Origin of the sequence: Leisingera methylohalidivorans DSM 14336 (genome assembly GCF_000511355.1) — a bacterium.
GTDB lineage: Bacteria > Pseudomonadota > Alphaproteobacteria > Rhodobacterales > Rhodobacteraceae > Leisingera > Leisingera methylohalidivorans.
The window spans coordinates 3,777,606-3,793,020 of record NC_023135.1; the positions used below are offsets into that span (position 1 = coordinate 3,777,606).

14 protein-coding genes are annotated in these 15,415 nt (G+C 62.3%); 4 read left to right on the forward strand and 10 right to left on the reverse strand.

Going from position 1 to position 15,415, the window contains the following annotated elements; all coding sequences use genetic code 11:
* Window positions 1-4: 4 nt before the first annotated feature.
* From METH_RS18310 to METH_RS18320, 3 genes are all read right to left on the reverse strand, one after another.
* Window positions 5-3,025 (reverse strand): DNA translocase FtsK, encoded by a 3,021-nt coding sequence (locus METH_RS18310; protein WP_024091967.1) that lies wholly within the window; start codon window positions 3,023-3,025, stop codon window positions 5-7.
* 116 nt (window positions 3,026-3,141) lie between these two features.
* Window positions 3,142-4,320: an aminotransferase class I/II-fold pyridoxal phosphate-dependent enzyme gene (locus tag METH_RS18315; protein ID WP_024091968.1), complete on the reverse strand. Its 1,179-nt coding sequence runs from the start codon at window positions 4,318-4,320 to the stop codon at window positions 3,142-3,144.
* Window positions 4,321-4,429: 109 nt separating this feature from the next.
* Window positions 4,430-5,761 carry an amidase gene (locus tag METH_RS18320; protein WP_024091969.1) on the reverse strand — a complete coding sequence of 444 codons (1,332 nt, stop codon included), beginning with the start codon at window positions 5,759-5,761 and terminating at the stop codon, window positions 4,430-4,432.
* Window positions 5,762-5,872: 111 nt separating this feature from the next.
* On the opposite strand from METH_RS18320, the gene METH_RS18325 reads away from it, so the two are divergent.
* Entirely contained in the window at window positions 5,873-7,099 is a 1,227-nt protein-coding gene (locus METH_RS18325; protein WP_024091970.1) for an FAD-dependent monooxygenase, read from the forward strand.
* A 27-nt stretch (window positions 7,100-7,126) separates the two neighbouring features.
* On the opposite strand, the gene METH_RS18330 is transcribed toward METH_RS18325, so the two are convergent.
* The 5 genes from METH_RS18330 to METH_RS18350 all read right to left on the reverse strand — a co-directional run bounded on the left by METH_RS18330 (window position 7,127) and on the right by METH_RS18350 (window position 11,004).
* Window positions 7,127-7,315, reverse strand: a complete 189-nt coding sequence (locus tag METH_RS18330) for a Trm112 family protein (protein WP_024091971.1) — start codon at window positions 7,313-7,315, stop codon at window positions 7,127-7,129.
* Window positions 7,312-7,956, reverse strand: coding sequence for an LON peptidase substrate-binding domain-containing protein (locus METH_RS18335; RefSeq protein WP_024091972.1), 645 nt, complete (start codon window positions 7,954-7,956; stop codon window positions 7,312-7,314). Before METH_RS18335 ends, METH_RS18330 begins: the two co-directional genes overlap by 4 nt.
* A gap of 27 nt (window positions 7,957-7,983) precedes the next feature.
* On the reverse strand, window positions 7,984-8,910 hold the full coding sequence (locus METH_RS18340; protein ID WP_024091973.1) for a tetratricopeptide repeat protein: 927 nt from the start codon (window positions 8,908-8,910) through the stop codon (window positions 7,984-7,986).
* A 385-nt stretch (window positions 8,911-9,295) separates the two neighbouring features.
* Window positions 9,296-10,084 (reverse strand): exodeoxyribonuclease III, encoded by a 789-nt coding sequence (locus METH_RS18345; protein ID WP_024091974.1) that lies wholly within the window; start codon window positions 10,082-10,084, stop codon window positions 9,296-9,298.
* A gap of 233 nt (window positions 10,085-10,317) precedes the next feature.
* Window positions 10,318-11,004 (reverse strand): response regulator transcription factor, encoded by a 687-nt coding sequence (locus tag METH_RS18350; protein ID WP_024091975.1) that lies wholly within the window; start codon window positions 11,002-11,004, stop codon window positions 10,318-10,320.
* 173 nt (window positions 11,005-11,177) lie between these two features.
* On the opposite strand from METH_RS18350, the gene ribA reads away from it, so the two are divergent.
* Both ribA and METH_RS18360 read left to right on the forward strand, forming a co-directional pair.
* The gene (gene ribA / locus METH_RS18355; protein ID WP_024091976.1) at window positions 11,178-12,266 is read left to right on the forward strand and encodes a GTP cyclohydrolase II; all 1,089 of its coding nucleotides are present in this window, start codon (window positions 11,178-11,180) and stop codon (window positions 12,264-12,266) included.
* Between the two features lie 14 nt (window positions 12,267-12,280).
* Window positions 12,281-12,775, forward strand: coding sequence for a L,D-transpeptidase family protein (locus METH_RS18360; RefSeq protein WP_044008749.1), 495 nt, complete (start codon window positions 12,281-12,283; stop codon window positions 12,773-12,775).
* A 57-nt stretch (window positions 12,776-12,832) separates the two neighbouring features.
* Here the strand turns inward: METH_RS18360 and METH_RS18365 are convergent, their stop codons facing one another.
* Window positions 12,833-13,483, reverse strand: a complete 651-nt coding sequence (locus tag METH_RS18365; protein WP_024091978.1) for a YggS family pyridoxal phosphate-dependent enzyme — start codon at window positions 13,481-13,483, stop codon at window positions 12,833-12,835.
* Between the two features lie 123 nt (window positions 13,484-13,606).
* Window positions 13,607-14,611 carry a porin gene (locus tag METH_RS18370; protein WP_024091979.1) on the reverse strand — a complete coding sequence of 335 codons (1,005 nt, stop codon included), beginning with the start codon at window positions 14,609-14,611 and terminating at the stop codon, window positions 13,607-13,609.
* A 308-nt stretch (window positions 14,612-14,919) separates the two neighbouring features.
* On the opposite strand from METH_RS18370, the gene METH_RS18375 reads away from it, so the two are divergent.
* On the forward strand, window positions 14,920-15,408 hold the full coding sequence (locus tag METH_RS18375; protein ID WP_024091980.1) for a DUF3576 domain-containing protein: 489 nt from the start codon (window positions 14,920-14,922) through the stop codon (window positions 15,406-15,408).
* Window positions 15,409-15,415: the final 7 nt, after the last annotated feature.

Consider the following 15,415-nt stretch of genomic DNA (forward strand, 5'->3'; position numbering starts at 1 on the left):
CAGCCTATTGCTCTGGCACCAGAATTTCCCGCTTGCCCACGTGGTTGGCAGCCGAAACGACACCCTCGTCCTCCATCTGTTCAACCAGCCGCGCGGCCTTGTTGTAACCGATCGCCAGCTTGCGCTGGATGTAGGAGGTGGAGCATTTGCGGTCCTTGATCACGATCGCAACCGCGGTGTCGTACAAGGCATCCTCGGTATCGGTGTTGCCGCCGGTGTTCAGTCCCAGAACCGCATCGATGTTATCAGCCTTGTCGTCAGCCGGACCATCCAGAACGCTGCCGACATAGTCGGGCGGGCCGAACTGCTTGAGGTGGTTGACCACTTCCTCGACCTCTTCGTCCGAACAGAACGGCCCGTGGCAGCGGGTGATCTTGGCGCCGCCGGCCATGTACAGCATATCGCCCATGCCCAAGAGCTGTTCGGCCCCCATTTCACCCAGAATGGTGCGGCTGTCGATCTTGGAGGTGACCTGGAAGGAAATCCGGGTCGGGAAGTTGGCCTTGATGGTGCCGGTGATCACGTCAACCGAGGGGCGCTGAGTCGCCATGATAAGATGGATCCCCGAAGCCCGTGCCATCTGCGCCAGACGCTGGATACAGGCTTCGATCTCTTTGCCGGCGACCATCATCAGGTCTGCCATCTCGTCAACAATCACAACGATATAGGGCAGCACAACGGGCTGGAACTCTTCGGTCTCGAACACCGGCTCACCGGTGTCATCATCAAAGCCGGTCTGAACGGTGCGCGAGAACATCTCGCCTTTGGCCAGCGCTTCCTTCACGCGTCCATTGTAGCCTGCGATGTTGCGCACACCCATCTTGGACATCTTGCGGTAGCGGTCTTCCATCTCGCCCACTACCCATTTCAGGGCCACCACGGCCTTCTTCGGGTCGGTCACAACAGGTGAGAGCAGATGCGGGATGCCGTCATAGACGGAAAGTTCCAGCATCTTGGGGTCGATCATGATCAGGCGGCATTCATCCGGCGTCAGCTTATACAGCAGCGACAGGATCATAGTGTTAATGGCCACCGATTTACCGGAGCCGGTGGTGCCTGCAATCAGCAGATGGGGCATTTTGGCGAGGTTGGCGACCATGGAATCACCGCCGATATCCTTGCCCAGCGCCAGCGGCAGCGCGTGGTTGCCGTCGCCGAAATCCCGGGACGACAGGATCTCGCGCAGGACCACCTTTTCGCGTTTCTCATTCGGCAGCTCGATGCCAATCACCGTCCGGCCCGGCACAGTCGATACCCGTGCCGAAAGCGCCGACATCGAGCGGGCGATGTCATCGGAAAGACCAATCACCCGGGATGCCTTGAGGCCCGGAGCCGGTTCCAGCTCATACATCGTGACGACAGGGCCGGGACGGACCGAGGTAATCTCTCCCTTGACGCCATAGTCATCGAGAACGGCCTCCAGCATCCGCGCATTTTCTTCCAGCGCTTCATCGCTCAGATGGTGACGCTCGATGCCGTTCGGGTTGGTCAGCAGGCTCAGCGGCGGCAGTTCAAAATCGCTGCCGCTGTCATCGAATGCCAGGTTGGGCTGAGCTTCGGCCTTGGCACGCGCCGAGGGCTGCACGGTTTTACGGGCCGTTTTTTCAACCACCGCCTTGCGCGGCTCGGCCACCGGCAGGTCCACGGTCAGGCGCGGTCCCGGCGCCGGGCGCGGCTCGGGCGCGGAGGGAACCGGAGCAGGCGGTTCCGCAGCATCCGGCAGAGCCTCGGCCGGCACGTGGTCCGGGGCAATCATGCTGTGATCCGGAGCGAAATCTGCAATCTCAGGTTCGTCCCGAAGGCCGGTATCCGCTGCGTCCGGACCATACGCGTCATCAGTGGGAGCCTGCCAGGACAACGAGGGATCTTCCGGCACCGGCGGCACCGGTGCGAACGCAGAGGTCAGCGGCGGCTCCGGCGGCAGGCCGTCGTGGGCCGCGGCAGGGTTGTAGATCAGCGGTGCAGGGCGCTGGCCGCGGCCTTTGGTCAGCGGCAGGGCCGGATCCTGCTCCGGCGGCACTTCTGCTGCCCGGCGAATGCGCACGGCGTTGGCGATTTTCTGGGAGATCCGGTCTTCTCCACCCTCGCCATCTGTCAGGGCTTCGGGCAGATCCTCATCCTGCGTCTCAGCAGCATAAACACTTTCAGGTGCCGGTCCGGGCGCAACCCGGCGGATCAGCCCGGGCACACGCGACAGCAGGCCGCCTTTCGCGGGTTCTTCCTGCTCTTCCTGAAAATCGTAAGCGTTGTAACTGTCTTCAGAATAGTCCTCGAACATCTCGGGCTCGGGTTCTGCACCCTCGTAGTCAGAACCGTCCACCTGCTCCGCCCGCCCCTTGCGATAGGTCATCGCAGCCTGCAGCCCGCTGGACGCCCCGCGGCCGAGCAAGGCGGCCACAGCGCCATAGCCCAGGATCAGACCGATCATCACCTTGTGCAGGCCCTTCTTCACCTCGGGCCATGTGAACCCAAGCACCGCGCAGCCAAGCGCCAGCATTCCCGCAGCACTCAGCAGCGACATGATTTTCACCATGAAATGCAGACCCACAGGCAGCAGCGCCAGCAATGCGCCCAGGAAGGTGTAGCCGACCATGCCGCCAAGGCCGAAGTCGTAGTTCTGCTGCCAGGTGCTGCTGGCGTTCAGGGTTTCCATGTGCAGCGCCACCACCAACAGCCATGGCACCGACAAAAGCAGCGGCCAGACCACCCGGTCCTCGCCCCGGTGCAGCACGAACCGCAGCCCCCAGGCGGACAGGAACAGAGGCGTGGCCCAGCTGGCTTTGCCGAACAGGGTAATCAGGATGAAGGAGACAGAGGCGCCGGGACGGCCCATCCAATTCTGCACCGGCGCATCCGTGGACACGGTCCAGTTCGGATCGTCCGGCGTATACGAGCCCAGCATGGCGGCAACCACCAGCCCCGCGAGGATCAATGCAATCCCGATCAGTTCCTTGCCGCGCTTTTCAATGGCCGCCTGCATATTGCTGTCAAGCAGCGGATCGCGGCTGCGTGTTTGAAATGCCATGCCTACCTCAGTTCCGTTTCCTTTGCCCGTGCCCGCTGTTACCCGCAAAGTCACGAACCTGTCCGTTTATTGGTCTTGGCTGCGCGGCCCCCAGCCAGGAGCCGCGCTGCGAAAGTTCAGTATAGGCAGCCGCGCAGAGTGCTCAGCGCCCTGCGGGTGTCCTCGGCCGGGGCGACAAGCGCCACCCGGATGTAGCCTTCGCCCGGGTTCTGTCCGGGCGCGCCCTGCGCCAGATAGGCGCCGGGCAGCACCCGCACGCCGGTCTCCTGCCACAGCTTCAGTGCGGCCTGCTCGCCATTCTCTACCGGAAGCCAAAGGAAGAAGCCCGCTTCGGGCGCCATATAGCCGTTGAGGCCGGCAAAGACCTCGTCGGCTATCGTGTATTTCTCCTGATAAAGCGCGCGGTTTTCCACCACATGCGTCTCATCCCCCCAGACCTTGGCCGCGGCCGCCTGCAGGGGGGCCGGCAGCGGGGCACCGGAATAGGCACGCAGCTGTTTGACCCGTTTGATGGTTTCGGGGCCGCCGGCAATCAGACCGGAGCGCAGCCCCGGCAGGTTTGAGCGTTTCGACAGGGAGTTGAACAGGACAACACGTTCGGGGTCGGCACCCAGCTCCTGAGCGACGGTCAATGCGCCAACGGGGGCTTCATCGCGGTAAATCTCGGAATAGCATTCATCCGCGAAGATACGGAAATCGTACTTCTCGGCCAGCTGGATCAGCCGGATCCAGTAGCCGCGCGACGCGACAGCGCCCTGGGGGTTGGCGGGCGAGCAGATATAGGCCGCTGCGGTGCGGTTCAGCACCTCTTCGGGCAGGTTCTCATAGTCCGGCAGATGGCCGGTGGCCGCCGTTGCAGGCACGAATACCGGCTCTGCCGCCACCGAAATCGCGGCCACCATATAGACCTGGTAGAAAGGGTTCGGGATCAGCACCACCGGCCTTTGCCCGTTCTTCTGCTCCGGGCACAGCGCCATGGCGGCATTGTACAGCCCTTCGCGGGTCCCGTTCAGCGCCATAACTTGCGTCTCCGGGTCCGTGCTCACGCCGTAGCGGCGGGCAATCCAGCCCGCGATGGCACCGCGCAGCTCGGGCGTGCCGTCGTTGTTAGGATACTGGTTAAACCCGGCAGCGTTTTCAGTGATGACATCGGTGACCCAGGCCGGAAACGCATGTTTCGGCTCACCAATGGTCATATGCACCACATCCCCGCCGGGGGTGTGATGGTCCAAAAGCGCCCTCAAGCGCGGAAACGCATAGGCTGGCAGGTTCGAAAACCGCTCAGGAAAGTCCATATCTAATGCCTCGGTCACAGGATCATTGGCGCCCCGTTTGCGCCTCAGGTTACAGGTGGCGGGCGGATGCGTCCACCCGGTGAGTGGCCCGCTGGGCCGAATGTGGCTTTCAGGCCAAGGCCATCTCAATCGCCGCACCGGTGCGCAGCAAGGCTTCCTCGCAGTCCGGCTGGCCGAGCACCTGGAGGCCGCAGCTGGGAGTGCCGGTGGGCAGAGATAGCGCGCACAGCCCCATCAGGTTGCCGATCCGCGTGTTGCGCAGTGCCAGCAGGTTTGACTGCACATAGAAGTCATGATCGCTTTGCAGCCTGTCCAAATTTGGCGGCATGATCGGCGATACCGGGCTGAGCACCGCATCAAACCCGGCTGCCGCTTGATCCCAGGCCATCCGGCATTGTTCCAGCTTACCCCAGGCCGCGACATAATCCGAACCGCTGAACTGCGCGCCGGAGCGGAAGCGTTCAAGGATTTCCGCATACATCAGGTGCGGCGCGGCTTCGATCACGTCTTTCCACAGGCCGTAGGCTTCGGTGGTATAGAGAATCGGGCTAAGCCCCATCGCCTCTTCAAGCTCGGGCACTTCCAGCGGCACAATCTCCGCTCCGGCCTGTCTTAGCCTGTCCAGTGCCGCACGGTGGGCGGCGGCAACTTGCGGATCCAGATCGTTCTGCACCACGGTTTGCAGATCCGCGAAACGGCGCCCTTTGAGCGGCGCAGGATTGCGCAGATCCGGTCCCGTCGTCCCTTCCAGGACCCCCAGCAGCAGCCCGGCATCCTCCACCGAGCGGGCCAGCGGGCCGATGGTGTCGAATTTCAGGCACAGCGGCACCACGCCTTCCTGGGCAATCCGGCCTGCGGTGGTCTTGAGACCCACCAGATCGTTCCAGGCAGACGGTATACGGACCGAGCCGCCCGTATCAGAGCCGATCCCGGCGGCGGCCAGACCAAAGGCTACAGACGCAGCCGCCCCGGAAGACGATCCCCCCGGTGCAGCACGCTGATCATTCACGCAGGGAGGCGTTTCCTTGATCGGATTGAAGCCAAGGCCAGAGAACGCCAATTCGCTCATATGGGTCTTGCCCAGGCAGACCGCCCCCATGAGGGTTGTGTTGCGCAGGACTGCTGCATCGTGGTCCGGCACCCGGCCCTTGAGCAGATCCGAACCGGATTCGGTTGCGGTGCCTGCGCTGTCGAACAGATCCTTCCAACTGAGCGGCACCCCGTCCAGCAGCGACCGGCGCAGGCCCAAATCCGCACGCTCCTGTGCAGCCTCGGCTTCGGCCAGGGCGCGATCATGGGTCACTTGGCTATAGATCCGGTCCTTCAGCGGGTGCGCGTCAATGGCTTCCAGATAACAGCTGGTCAGCGCCAGCGGGCCGATTTCACCCGCCTTGATCCCCCGCCCCAGATCAGCGGCGGTCATTGTCAGCCAATCTTGCATCAGCCCGTCTCCCCAAATGCAGTTAATGCAAACGGTAGCTGCAGTAAGACACGGGCACAATCCCGCGCTTGGCGGATGGACAATCCCGTCAGCAGGCGCATATTGCGGGGCATGAAAAATGCGTCTGATATCCTGATCGTAGGCGGCGGGCTGAACGGCCCCGCGCTGGCCCTGGCCCTTGCGCAGACCGGCCACAGCGTCACTGTGGTCGACGCGCTGACCCCGGACAAACTTGCTGACGAGGGCTTTGACGGGCGCGGTTATGCATTGGCGCTGGCCTCGCAGCGGCTGCTGCAGCAGACCGGCGTCTGGCAGCATGTCGGGGACAAGGCGCAACCCATGCTGGAGATCAAGGTGACAGACGGACATGCGGGTCACGGCCCGTCACCGTTTTTCATCCATTTCGATCATGCCGAGCTGGAAGAAGGCCCGATGGGCTATATGGTTGAAGACCGTTTCCTGCGCCGGGCCTTCCTGCAGGCAATGGAAGACGCGCCGGGAATCACCCTGGTGTGCGGGCGCACCGTGGTGGCGCAGGCGCCGGACCAGACCGGTGTAACTGTCACGCTGGACGATGGCGGAGAGCTGCGCGGCCAGGTTCTGGTCGGCTCGGACGGGCGCCGCAGCGGCACGGCGCAGCGTGCAGGCATCAGGCGCACCGGCTGGGATTACGGCCAGACGGCCCTGGTCTGCGCCATCGACCACGAAAAACCGCATCACGGCATCGCCCATCAGTTTTTCATGCCGCCTGGGCCGCTGGCGATCCTGCCGCTGCCGGGCAACCGCTCCTCCATCGTGTGGAGCGAGCGGACGGAGACCGCCAGGGCCATCCACGCGCTGGATGACGCCGAATATATTCAGGCGCTGCGGCCGCGCTTTGGCGATTTCCTCGGAGAGATTTCCCTGGCGGGCAAGCGTTTCACTTACCCGCTGAACCTGACCATCGCCAACAGCTTTATCGGCGACCGCATGGCGCTGGTGGGCGATGCGGCGCATGGGATGCATCCGATAGCGGGCCAAGGGCTGAATGCGGGCTTGCGCGATGTCGGCGCTCTGGCGGAAGTCATCACCGAAGCCACACGGCGGGGCGAAGATATCGGCTCATCCCTGGTGATGGAACGTTACCAGCAATGGCGCCGCTTCGACACCGCCTCACTGGCCGCGGCCACGGATGTATTCAACCGGCTGTTTTCCAACGATAACCCGCTGCTGCGGCTGGGACGGGACATCGGCATGGGATTGGCAGGGGCAGTTCCAGGCCTGCGCCGCAATTTCGTGCGCGAGGCTGCGGGCCTGACCGGCGATTTGCCCAAGTTGCTGAAGGGGCAGGCAATCTGATTGCCTTGGCGCTGACCTGATACGCTGTCACTCCAGCGCGCGGGCCTCGTCCACCAGCATCACCGGGATGCCATTGCGGATCGGAAAGGCAAGGTTGGCCTTGCGTGAAATCAGCTCCTGCGCCGGGGCGTCATATTCCAGCACCGCCTGGGTCAGCGGGCAGACCAATGCTTCCAGCATCCGGCGGTCAAAGGCGGGCGCCTGTGTCTCGGTCATTGCAGGGTTTCCTCCTGAGAGCCGCCGCGCAGGGCGAATTCGATCAAAGTGACAAGCGTTTCCCGCCTTGTGGCAAGGCAGGGCGCTTCGAGCAAGGCCTGTTTCTCCTCAATGTCGAATTCCAGAAGCATCGCCAGGGAATTGATCAGCAGCTCGTCGTCCGCATCTTTCAAGGCTTCCCAATCAGTCGACAGGCTCCGGGCAGAAAAGAAACGCTCCAGCAGGTCCAGGAAGGAAGGCCGGTCAAGGGTATCATCCGCCTCGGAGCGGCCAAGGTCCCGGTCGAATCCCGTCCAGCTGACATCGCAACGCTGATAGGGGGTAAATCCGTTGGCTTCGCGGGTAATCCGGAACCGGGACACGCCTGAAAGCGTGACCAGGTATCTTCCGTCTTCCGTCTCGGAAAACTGCGTGACGCGCCCGGCACATCCAATCGCGTGCAGCTCGTCCCCCGTCCCTTGCGGACCCGGGCAGGGCTGCACCATGCCAATCAGCCGCTGCGGCGTTTTGAGAGTGTCTTCGAGCATCTGCAGGTAGCGCGGCTCGAAGATGTGCAGCGGCAGGCGCGACCGGGGCAGCAAAAGCGCCCCGGGCAATGGGAACACGGCAATCGTGTCCGGCAGATCAGCAGGCTGGATCATGGGACAGAGTGTAGTGCTGCCCCGGTCTTAGGCAAATATCATCGAGCTAAGTTTCCGCCGCCCGTTGAGAACCACCGGGTCGTTGGGTTTAAGCGCATCGAAGATGGTGAAGAGCTGCGCCTTGGCGGCGCCGTCGTTCCACTCGCGGTCACGGCGGAAAAGCTCCAGCAGTTGATCCACTGCAGCTTCCGCGTCTCCTGCTGCGTGAAGCGCCTGCGCCAGGTCGAAGCGCGCCTGCAGGTCATCCGGGCTGGCCTCCACCGCTGCGCTCAGCTCCCCCACCGGGCCTGCGTTCTCTGCCTGCCGCGCCAGGGCGATTTGCGCATGGGCTGCTTCGATCTCTGCTGCATCCGCGATTTCGGCGGGCGCACCATTCAGAACGGCCTCTGCCTGATCCAGATCGCCAAGCGCGATATGCGCGCGTGCCAATCCGCCGTAAGCAGCAGCACTTTTGTCATCTTCACCCAGAATCGCGGCAAAGGTCTGGGCGGCATCCGCCACGGCGCCTTCAGCCAGCATCTGTTCGGCCGCTTCCAGCGCCTCGGCCAGACCGCCGTCGGCTGATCCGCCGCCGGCCTCAATGGCCTTATTCACAAAGGCCTCGATCTCCGATGCTGGCAGAGCGCCCTGAAACATGTCGACCGGGCGCCCTTCCACAAAGGCGACCACTGTGGGGATCGACTGCAACGGCAGCCCCTGTTGCGCCAGTGCCTGCGCCAGGCGCTGGTTTTCGTCCACGTTGATCTTGGCCATGGTGGCCGCGCCCTTGGCCTTGGTAACAGCCGCCTCCAGCATCGGGCCCAGGGTCTTGCACGGGCCGCACCAGGGCGCCCAGAAGTCCACGATCACCGGCGCCTGCATCGACGCTTCGACAACGTCCTGCATAAAAGTGGCTTCGGTCACGTCTTTGATCAGATCACCTGCCGGTGCGGTGCTGCCAAGAATTTCGGTCATCAGATTGTTCTCCGCTTGGAACTTGTCCCCTATATGGAATCCTAAGCGCCGGAAACCAAGAGAGGAGTTTGCAGGTGGCCTGCCGCAGAGCCGATCCTATGGCGTTATCCGGGAAAGATGATGCCCACGGATGACGCCGCCCGGGCGCGGCATGCGAGCCTGTGAAGCGTTGCGATAATAATGACGGTTGCGCCTCTGGTGACAACCGCCATCAGCTTGCGGGCAGGGCTGGACCAGGGTGCGGGTCTGCCGGTTGCGCTGTGCGGCGGTGCTCCCGTCCCCGTTAACGGGATCTCTCGGCGCCAGCCCCCTCGCGGTGCCATGCTCAACGAAGGAGAAACATCCCAGAGATGTTACGGGTCAAGCGGGAGCGCTCCGCCTGCCGTCACAGATCGAAGGTCGCAAACACCGGCGCATGGTCGCTGGGTTTTTCCCAGCCGCGGGCATCCCGCAGGATACGGCTGGAGTGGGCCGCGTTCTTGATGTCCGGCGTCGCCCAGACGTGATCGAGACGGCGTCCCTTGTCGGCGGCATCCCAATCCCTGGCCCGGTAGCTCCACCAGCTGTACAGGCGGCCGTCGGGAACATCGTTCCGGGTCACATCAGACCATCCGCCCGCGTCCATCACTTCTGCGAAATGCTCCACCTCGATGGGCGTATGGCTGACGACCTTCAGCAGCTTCTTGTGGTCCCAGACATCATCCTCGCGGGGGGCGATATTGAGGTCGCCGACCAGAATGGACTTTTCCGGTTTATCCGACTGGAACCAGTCGCGCATTTCCGTAAGGTAATCAAGTTTCTGGCCGAATTTCACATTCTTTTCCCGGTCCGGAACATCACCGCCCGCCGGGACGTAGAAATTGTGGATCACCACTCCGTTCTCCAGCCGCCCGGCCACATGGCGGGCATGGCCAAGACCTGCGAAATCCTGATCCCCTGCATCCTCGATCGGCAGGCGCGACAGGATCGCCACCCCGTTGTACCCTTTCTGGCCGCGCGCAACCACATGGCCGTAGCCCAGAGCCGCAAAGCCTTCCAACGGAATCTTCTCCACCGGGCTTTTGCACTCCTGCAGGCAGAGCACGTCCGGCCCCTCCTCCTGCAACAGCTTCTGCACAATCGGTTCGCGCAGGCGGACCGAATTGATATTCCAGGTGGCAAGAGTAAATGGCATCGCGCGCCTCATGATGAAATCCGGGTTCGGGCGCGATACTGCCTGCCTGGGCCGGGAAGGGCCAGAGATGAAATGTTCAGCGGGTGCAAACAACCCAGACAAAAAAGGCCGGGCGTCATGCCCGGCCAAGTCCAACAGGGAGGTGCATATCGTGACCCGGATATGCGCGGGATAGGGCCTGTTTCAAAGATGAACCAAAGGGTCTTCTTTGATCCGGGTCAACGCAGCATACATCAGGCGACCAGCCGGTAGCCCCCGGATTCCGTCACCAACAGGCGCGCATTCGACGGATCAGGCTCAATTTTCTGCCTCAGACGGTAGATATGGGTTTCAAGCGTATGCGTGGTGACGCCAGCATTGTATCCCCACACCTCATGCAGCAGCACGTCGCGCGGCACCACTCCATCGCTGGAGCGATAGAGAAACTTGAGGATGTTGGTTTCTTTCTCGGTCAACCGGATCTTGCGTTCATCCTCGGCGATCAAAAGCTTCATCGACGGTTTGAAAGTATACGGCCCAAGCGCAAAGACCGCGTCCTCAGATTGTTCGTGCTGGCGCAGCTGAGCGCGGATCCGTGCCAGCAGAACCGGGAACTTGAAGGGTTTGGCGACATAGTCATTGGCGCCGGCATCCAGACCCAGGATGGTGTCTGCATCGCTGTCATGGCCTGTCAGCATCAGCACCGGCGCCTTCACCCCCTGCTTGCGCATCAGACGGCACAGCTCGCGCCCGTCGGTGTCCGGCAGGCCGACATCCAGGATAATCAGATCATACAGGGCTTCCTTGGCCCGCTCCATCGCGCCCTGACCGTTTTCAGCCTCGAATACATCGAAGTCCTCGGTCATCACCAGCTGCTCGCTCAAGGCTTCTCGCAGGTCTTCATCATCGTCAACCAGCAGAATTTTTTTCAGTTGCGCCATCGGCTCGCCCTCCTGTTCACATGACCACACATGCGCATCCCTTGCGCCCTCGGCAAGATTTGCTGCAATACTCTCACGCCGACGTGTCCATGGCAGGGAAATTGTTTCACATCCGTTGCATTTGGGCGTAAAGACAGCGAGCCTTTGTTACAAAATAACACCGGAAACCCCGAATGAGCCTGATGCCCACCATGATCGAATTGCTGGCCCGCGCCCGGGTCGATTTGCGCATGGGCCTGCCGGTGGTCCTGACCTGCGGCGATGACGCGGCTCTGGCCATAGCGGTCGAGACGCTGACCAATGCCCGCCTGGATGCCATGCGGGCATTGGGAGACCTGTCACTGGCGGTGACGGCGCGCAGGGCGGAAACACTTAAAGCCCGCGTCTATGATGAAGACGTTGCCCGCGTAACCGTGCCTGAATCCGAAGGCCTGGACTGGATCCAGGCGCTGGCGGATCCGGCAGATGATCTGAACACACCGATGAAGGGCCCGCTGGCAAGCCAGCGCGGCGGCAGCGCAGACCTGCACCGGCTGGCGATAGCGCTGGTGAAATCGGCCCGCCTGCTGCCGGCCGCAGCGCTGGTGCCGGTACGCGGCGCAGCCGCCTTTGCCGCGGACCACGGGCTGACTGTCATTTCTCGGACAGCCGCTGCTCCGCTGCTCAGCGAAAGCTCGCCCTTGCACCCTGTTGCTGCGGCGCGCCTGCCGATGGACGCAGCCGAAGCCGGGCGGCTGCACATCTTTCGGCCCGAGGACGGCGCCGAGGAACATTACGCGGTGGAAATCGGCCGCCCCGACCGCTCCAGACCGGTTCTGGCGCGGCTGCATTCCGCCTGTTTTACCGGCGACGTGCTGGGCTCGCTGAAGTGCGATTGCGGCCCGCAGCTGCGCGGTGCGCTGGCGCAGATGGGCGAGGAAGGCGCAGGTGTGCTGCTGTACCTCAACCAGGAAGGCCGCGGCATCGGCCTTGCCAACAAGATGCGGGCCTATTCCCTGCAGGACCAGGGCTTCGACACGGTGGAGGCCAACCACAGGCTTGGGTTCGAGGATGACGAGCGCGATTTTCGTCTGGGGGCCGCCATTTTGAAGAAGATGGGCTTTTCCCAGGTACGGCTTCTGACCAACAATCCGAACAAGATCGCGATGATGGAGAAGACCGGCGTGCACGTCGCGGAACGGGTGGCGCTGAAAGTGGGGGAAAACGCCCACAACCAGCATTACCTGGCCACCAAGGCCCGGAAATCCGGGCATATGCTGTGACATCACCCGCCGATCTGGTCCTGACGCCCCGCGGGGTGCGTTTCCTGGGACGGGTGCTGCCCTGCACAATCGGCCAAGGCGGATTGTCCCGGAACAAACGCGAAGGGGATGGTGCGACACCCGTCGGAGTGCACCGCATTGCAGGAATGCTTTACCGCCCTGACAGGCTGCCCCGCCCTGCCTTCTGGGCCAAACCAATTGGTCCGCAGGATCTGTGGTCGGATGATTCGGGGGATGCAAATTACAACCGCCATGTGCGGGCGCCCTATCCGTTCAGCCACGAAAGGCTGCGGCGCAGCGATCCGTTGTATGATCTGGTTTTGGTCACCGATTGGAACTGGCCAACCGCATCTCCGGGAAGCGGCTCCGCAATCTTCATTCACCAATGGCGCCGCCCTGGATACCCCACCGAAGGCTGCATCGCTTTCTCGCGCGCTGATCTCCATTGGCTAGCTGACCGGGTTCAACCTGGATCCCGGATCATTATACCGCCTCTGGCGCGCGCCTGACGCGGCGAAGACTTTCTAGCAAAGTCCCGGCCGAAGATTTCCTGATACTTATCCGCCCTAGTAGGTCCGGGCACCGAAAATGGCAGATCCGACGCGAACATGGGTGGCGCCAAGCGCAATGGCTTTCTCGAAATCGCCGCTCATTCCCATTGATAGTCCCTTCAGCCCGTTGCGCGCGGCAATCTTGGCCAGCAGCGCGAAATGCAGGCTGGCTTCCTCCTCCACCGGCGGGATGCACATCAGCCCTTTGATCGGCAGATCGAGCTGGCGGCAGTCTGCGATGAAAGCATCTGCATCGGACGGCATCACGCCTGCTTTTTGCTGCTCCTCGCCAGTATTCACCTGAATGAACAATTCCGGGCACTTGCCCAATTCCTGCGCCAGCCGGGCCAGCGTGCTGGCCAGCTTGGGCCGGTCGACTGAATGGATGCTGTCAAACAACTCCATCGCCTGGCGGGCCTTGTTGGTCTGCAACGGGCCGATCAAATGCAGATCGATACCGTCAAACTGCTCGGCGAATCCCGGCCACTTTCCAGCGGCCTCCTGCACCTTGTTTTCACCGAAACAGCGATGGCCCTGCTGCAGAACGGCCTCGACCCGTTCATCCGGCTGCACCTTGGAAACAGCAATCAGCTGCACGCAGCCCGGCGCGCGGCCAGCCTGGTCTTCAGCTTTGGCGATTCGGGATCTGATCTCTTCAAGCGGCATGGATTTGGCCTCGTATCTGTTTGGCCGCAAAAAACACTGTTTGCCTGCAAATGTTAAGAGCCAAAAGAAAAGGGCGGGCCCCCGAAGGAACCCGCCCCGAATTCACGCTAGGCGTGCTTCAGCTTAGAAGCTGAAGTGCAGACCTGCCTGAACGGAGTTTTCGTTGGTTGCAGCTGCGGTCTGAACATAGCCAGCAACGAAAGTCACGCCGCCACCCAGGTCATACTCGTAGTTGATGCCGAAGGCGGTGCCGTCGGTTACAGTCTGACCAACGGTCACGGTGTTGTCGATGTCGGTGGAGTTCACCCAGCCGATCAGAGTCGATGCGGCGCCGATTTCGGCTTCGCCCGCCAGGGTCACGCTGTCAGCTTCTTCAGTCTGAGCGTACTGCAGAGTCGCGCCGAACTGACCGAAGTCTGCGCCAGCAGCGAAGAACATCAGATCGTCGTCTGCTTCAACACCTGCAACACCACCTTTGGTGATGGTACGGCCGTTGTCCGCGGACTGGTATGCACCGGTCACGAAGTAGTCGCCGAACGAGTAGTTCAGCATGATGGCGGTGCGCTGCAGGCCATCAGCGGAACCAGCGACAGCGCCGCCGTTCTGCTGCGAGAAGGAGATGTGGCCGGTGAAGCCGCCAGCGGAGTAGATGGCTTCGATACCGCCAACACCAGCACCTGCGGAGGTGAAGGTGTCAAAGCCAGCGCCTTTGATGGCCAGGGAGTTGAAGCCCATGCCGTCGATGCCGGTGCCAACCGAGGTGGTGTTCAGGTACAGGCCCGGTGCGGAATCGATCGCGCCCCAGATGTTGCCAACGTTCACACGCAGGCCGCCGTATGCGACGTGGAACTGCGGGCTGGAGAAGGTGGCTGCGCCTTGGCCGCCGTCACGGTTTTCTGCCTGTGCGCGGATACGGCCGCCAACGGTGACGCCGCCATCGGTTTCGGTCGACGCGTCAAAGGTCAGGCGGAAACGGCTGGTGATGTTGGTGTCCGAACGGCCAACAACAGTTTTGTTGGCTTCGTTGTAGTCCAGACCAAAACGGCCGTAGCCGGAGATTTTGACTTCTGCCGCGGCCATGCCTGCGGTGGCGATCAGCGCGGTAGTCGCGAAGAGAACCTTTTTCATGTTTTTCCCTCGGTTTTCAATTCCACAGCCCAAACCGGGGAATCCGGCGTGGGTATGCCAAGGGGTTTCGCTCTTTCACCCCCGTTTTGGCAAGTGTTGGGAAAGTCAGGCGAAACGATGTGCCGCGGGATGGTGCAGCTTTGCCACAGTCCCGCTTCCGCGGCGCCCGTCCTGAGGAACCTTTACCCATTTCAAGGCCTGAATTTCCCGGAAACGCACAGTGGAGCAGCACGATAGACGCTAAGGCCTTGCTCCGCCGGCGCGGCTTGCGTTAGGTGTTCGCGCAGAAAATGGCTCCGGGAGCGGTTATGAAATACGGAAAGACCCTGCGGGTAACAGTGATCGGCGCGATCTGCCTTGGCCTTGCGGCCTGCGGCGGTGGGAACAAGGGCGGAAAACCGCCGGCGAGCACGGCGCGGACAACCAGCCATAAAGAAGAAATCCAGGGCGCCGCGACCAAGTCCTCGGTCTTTGATTTCCTGAATGCAAAGCCGGACCAGACCGTGCAGGTCAACCGCTATCTCTGGGCTGCCAGCCTGGATATACTGAGCTTCCTGCCGGTGCAATCGGTCGATCCATTCACCGGAGTTATCGTCACCGGCTATGGCACCCCGCCTGGCGGCGGCCGCAGCTACCGGGCCACTGTCCATATAAAGGATCCTGCACTGGACGCGCGTTCTCTGAATGTTGCGCTGCAGTCCAAGGGCGGTCCGGTCAGCGCCAGCACCTCCCGCGCAGTCGAGGACGCGATTCTGTCCCGCGCCCGGCAGCTGCGGATCGCAGACAAGAAACTCTGATCCGCTG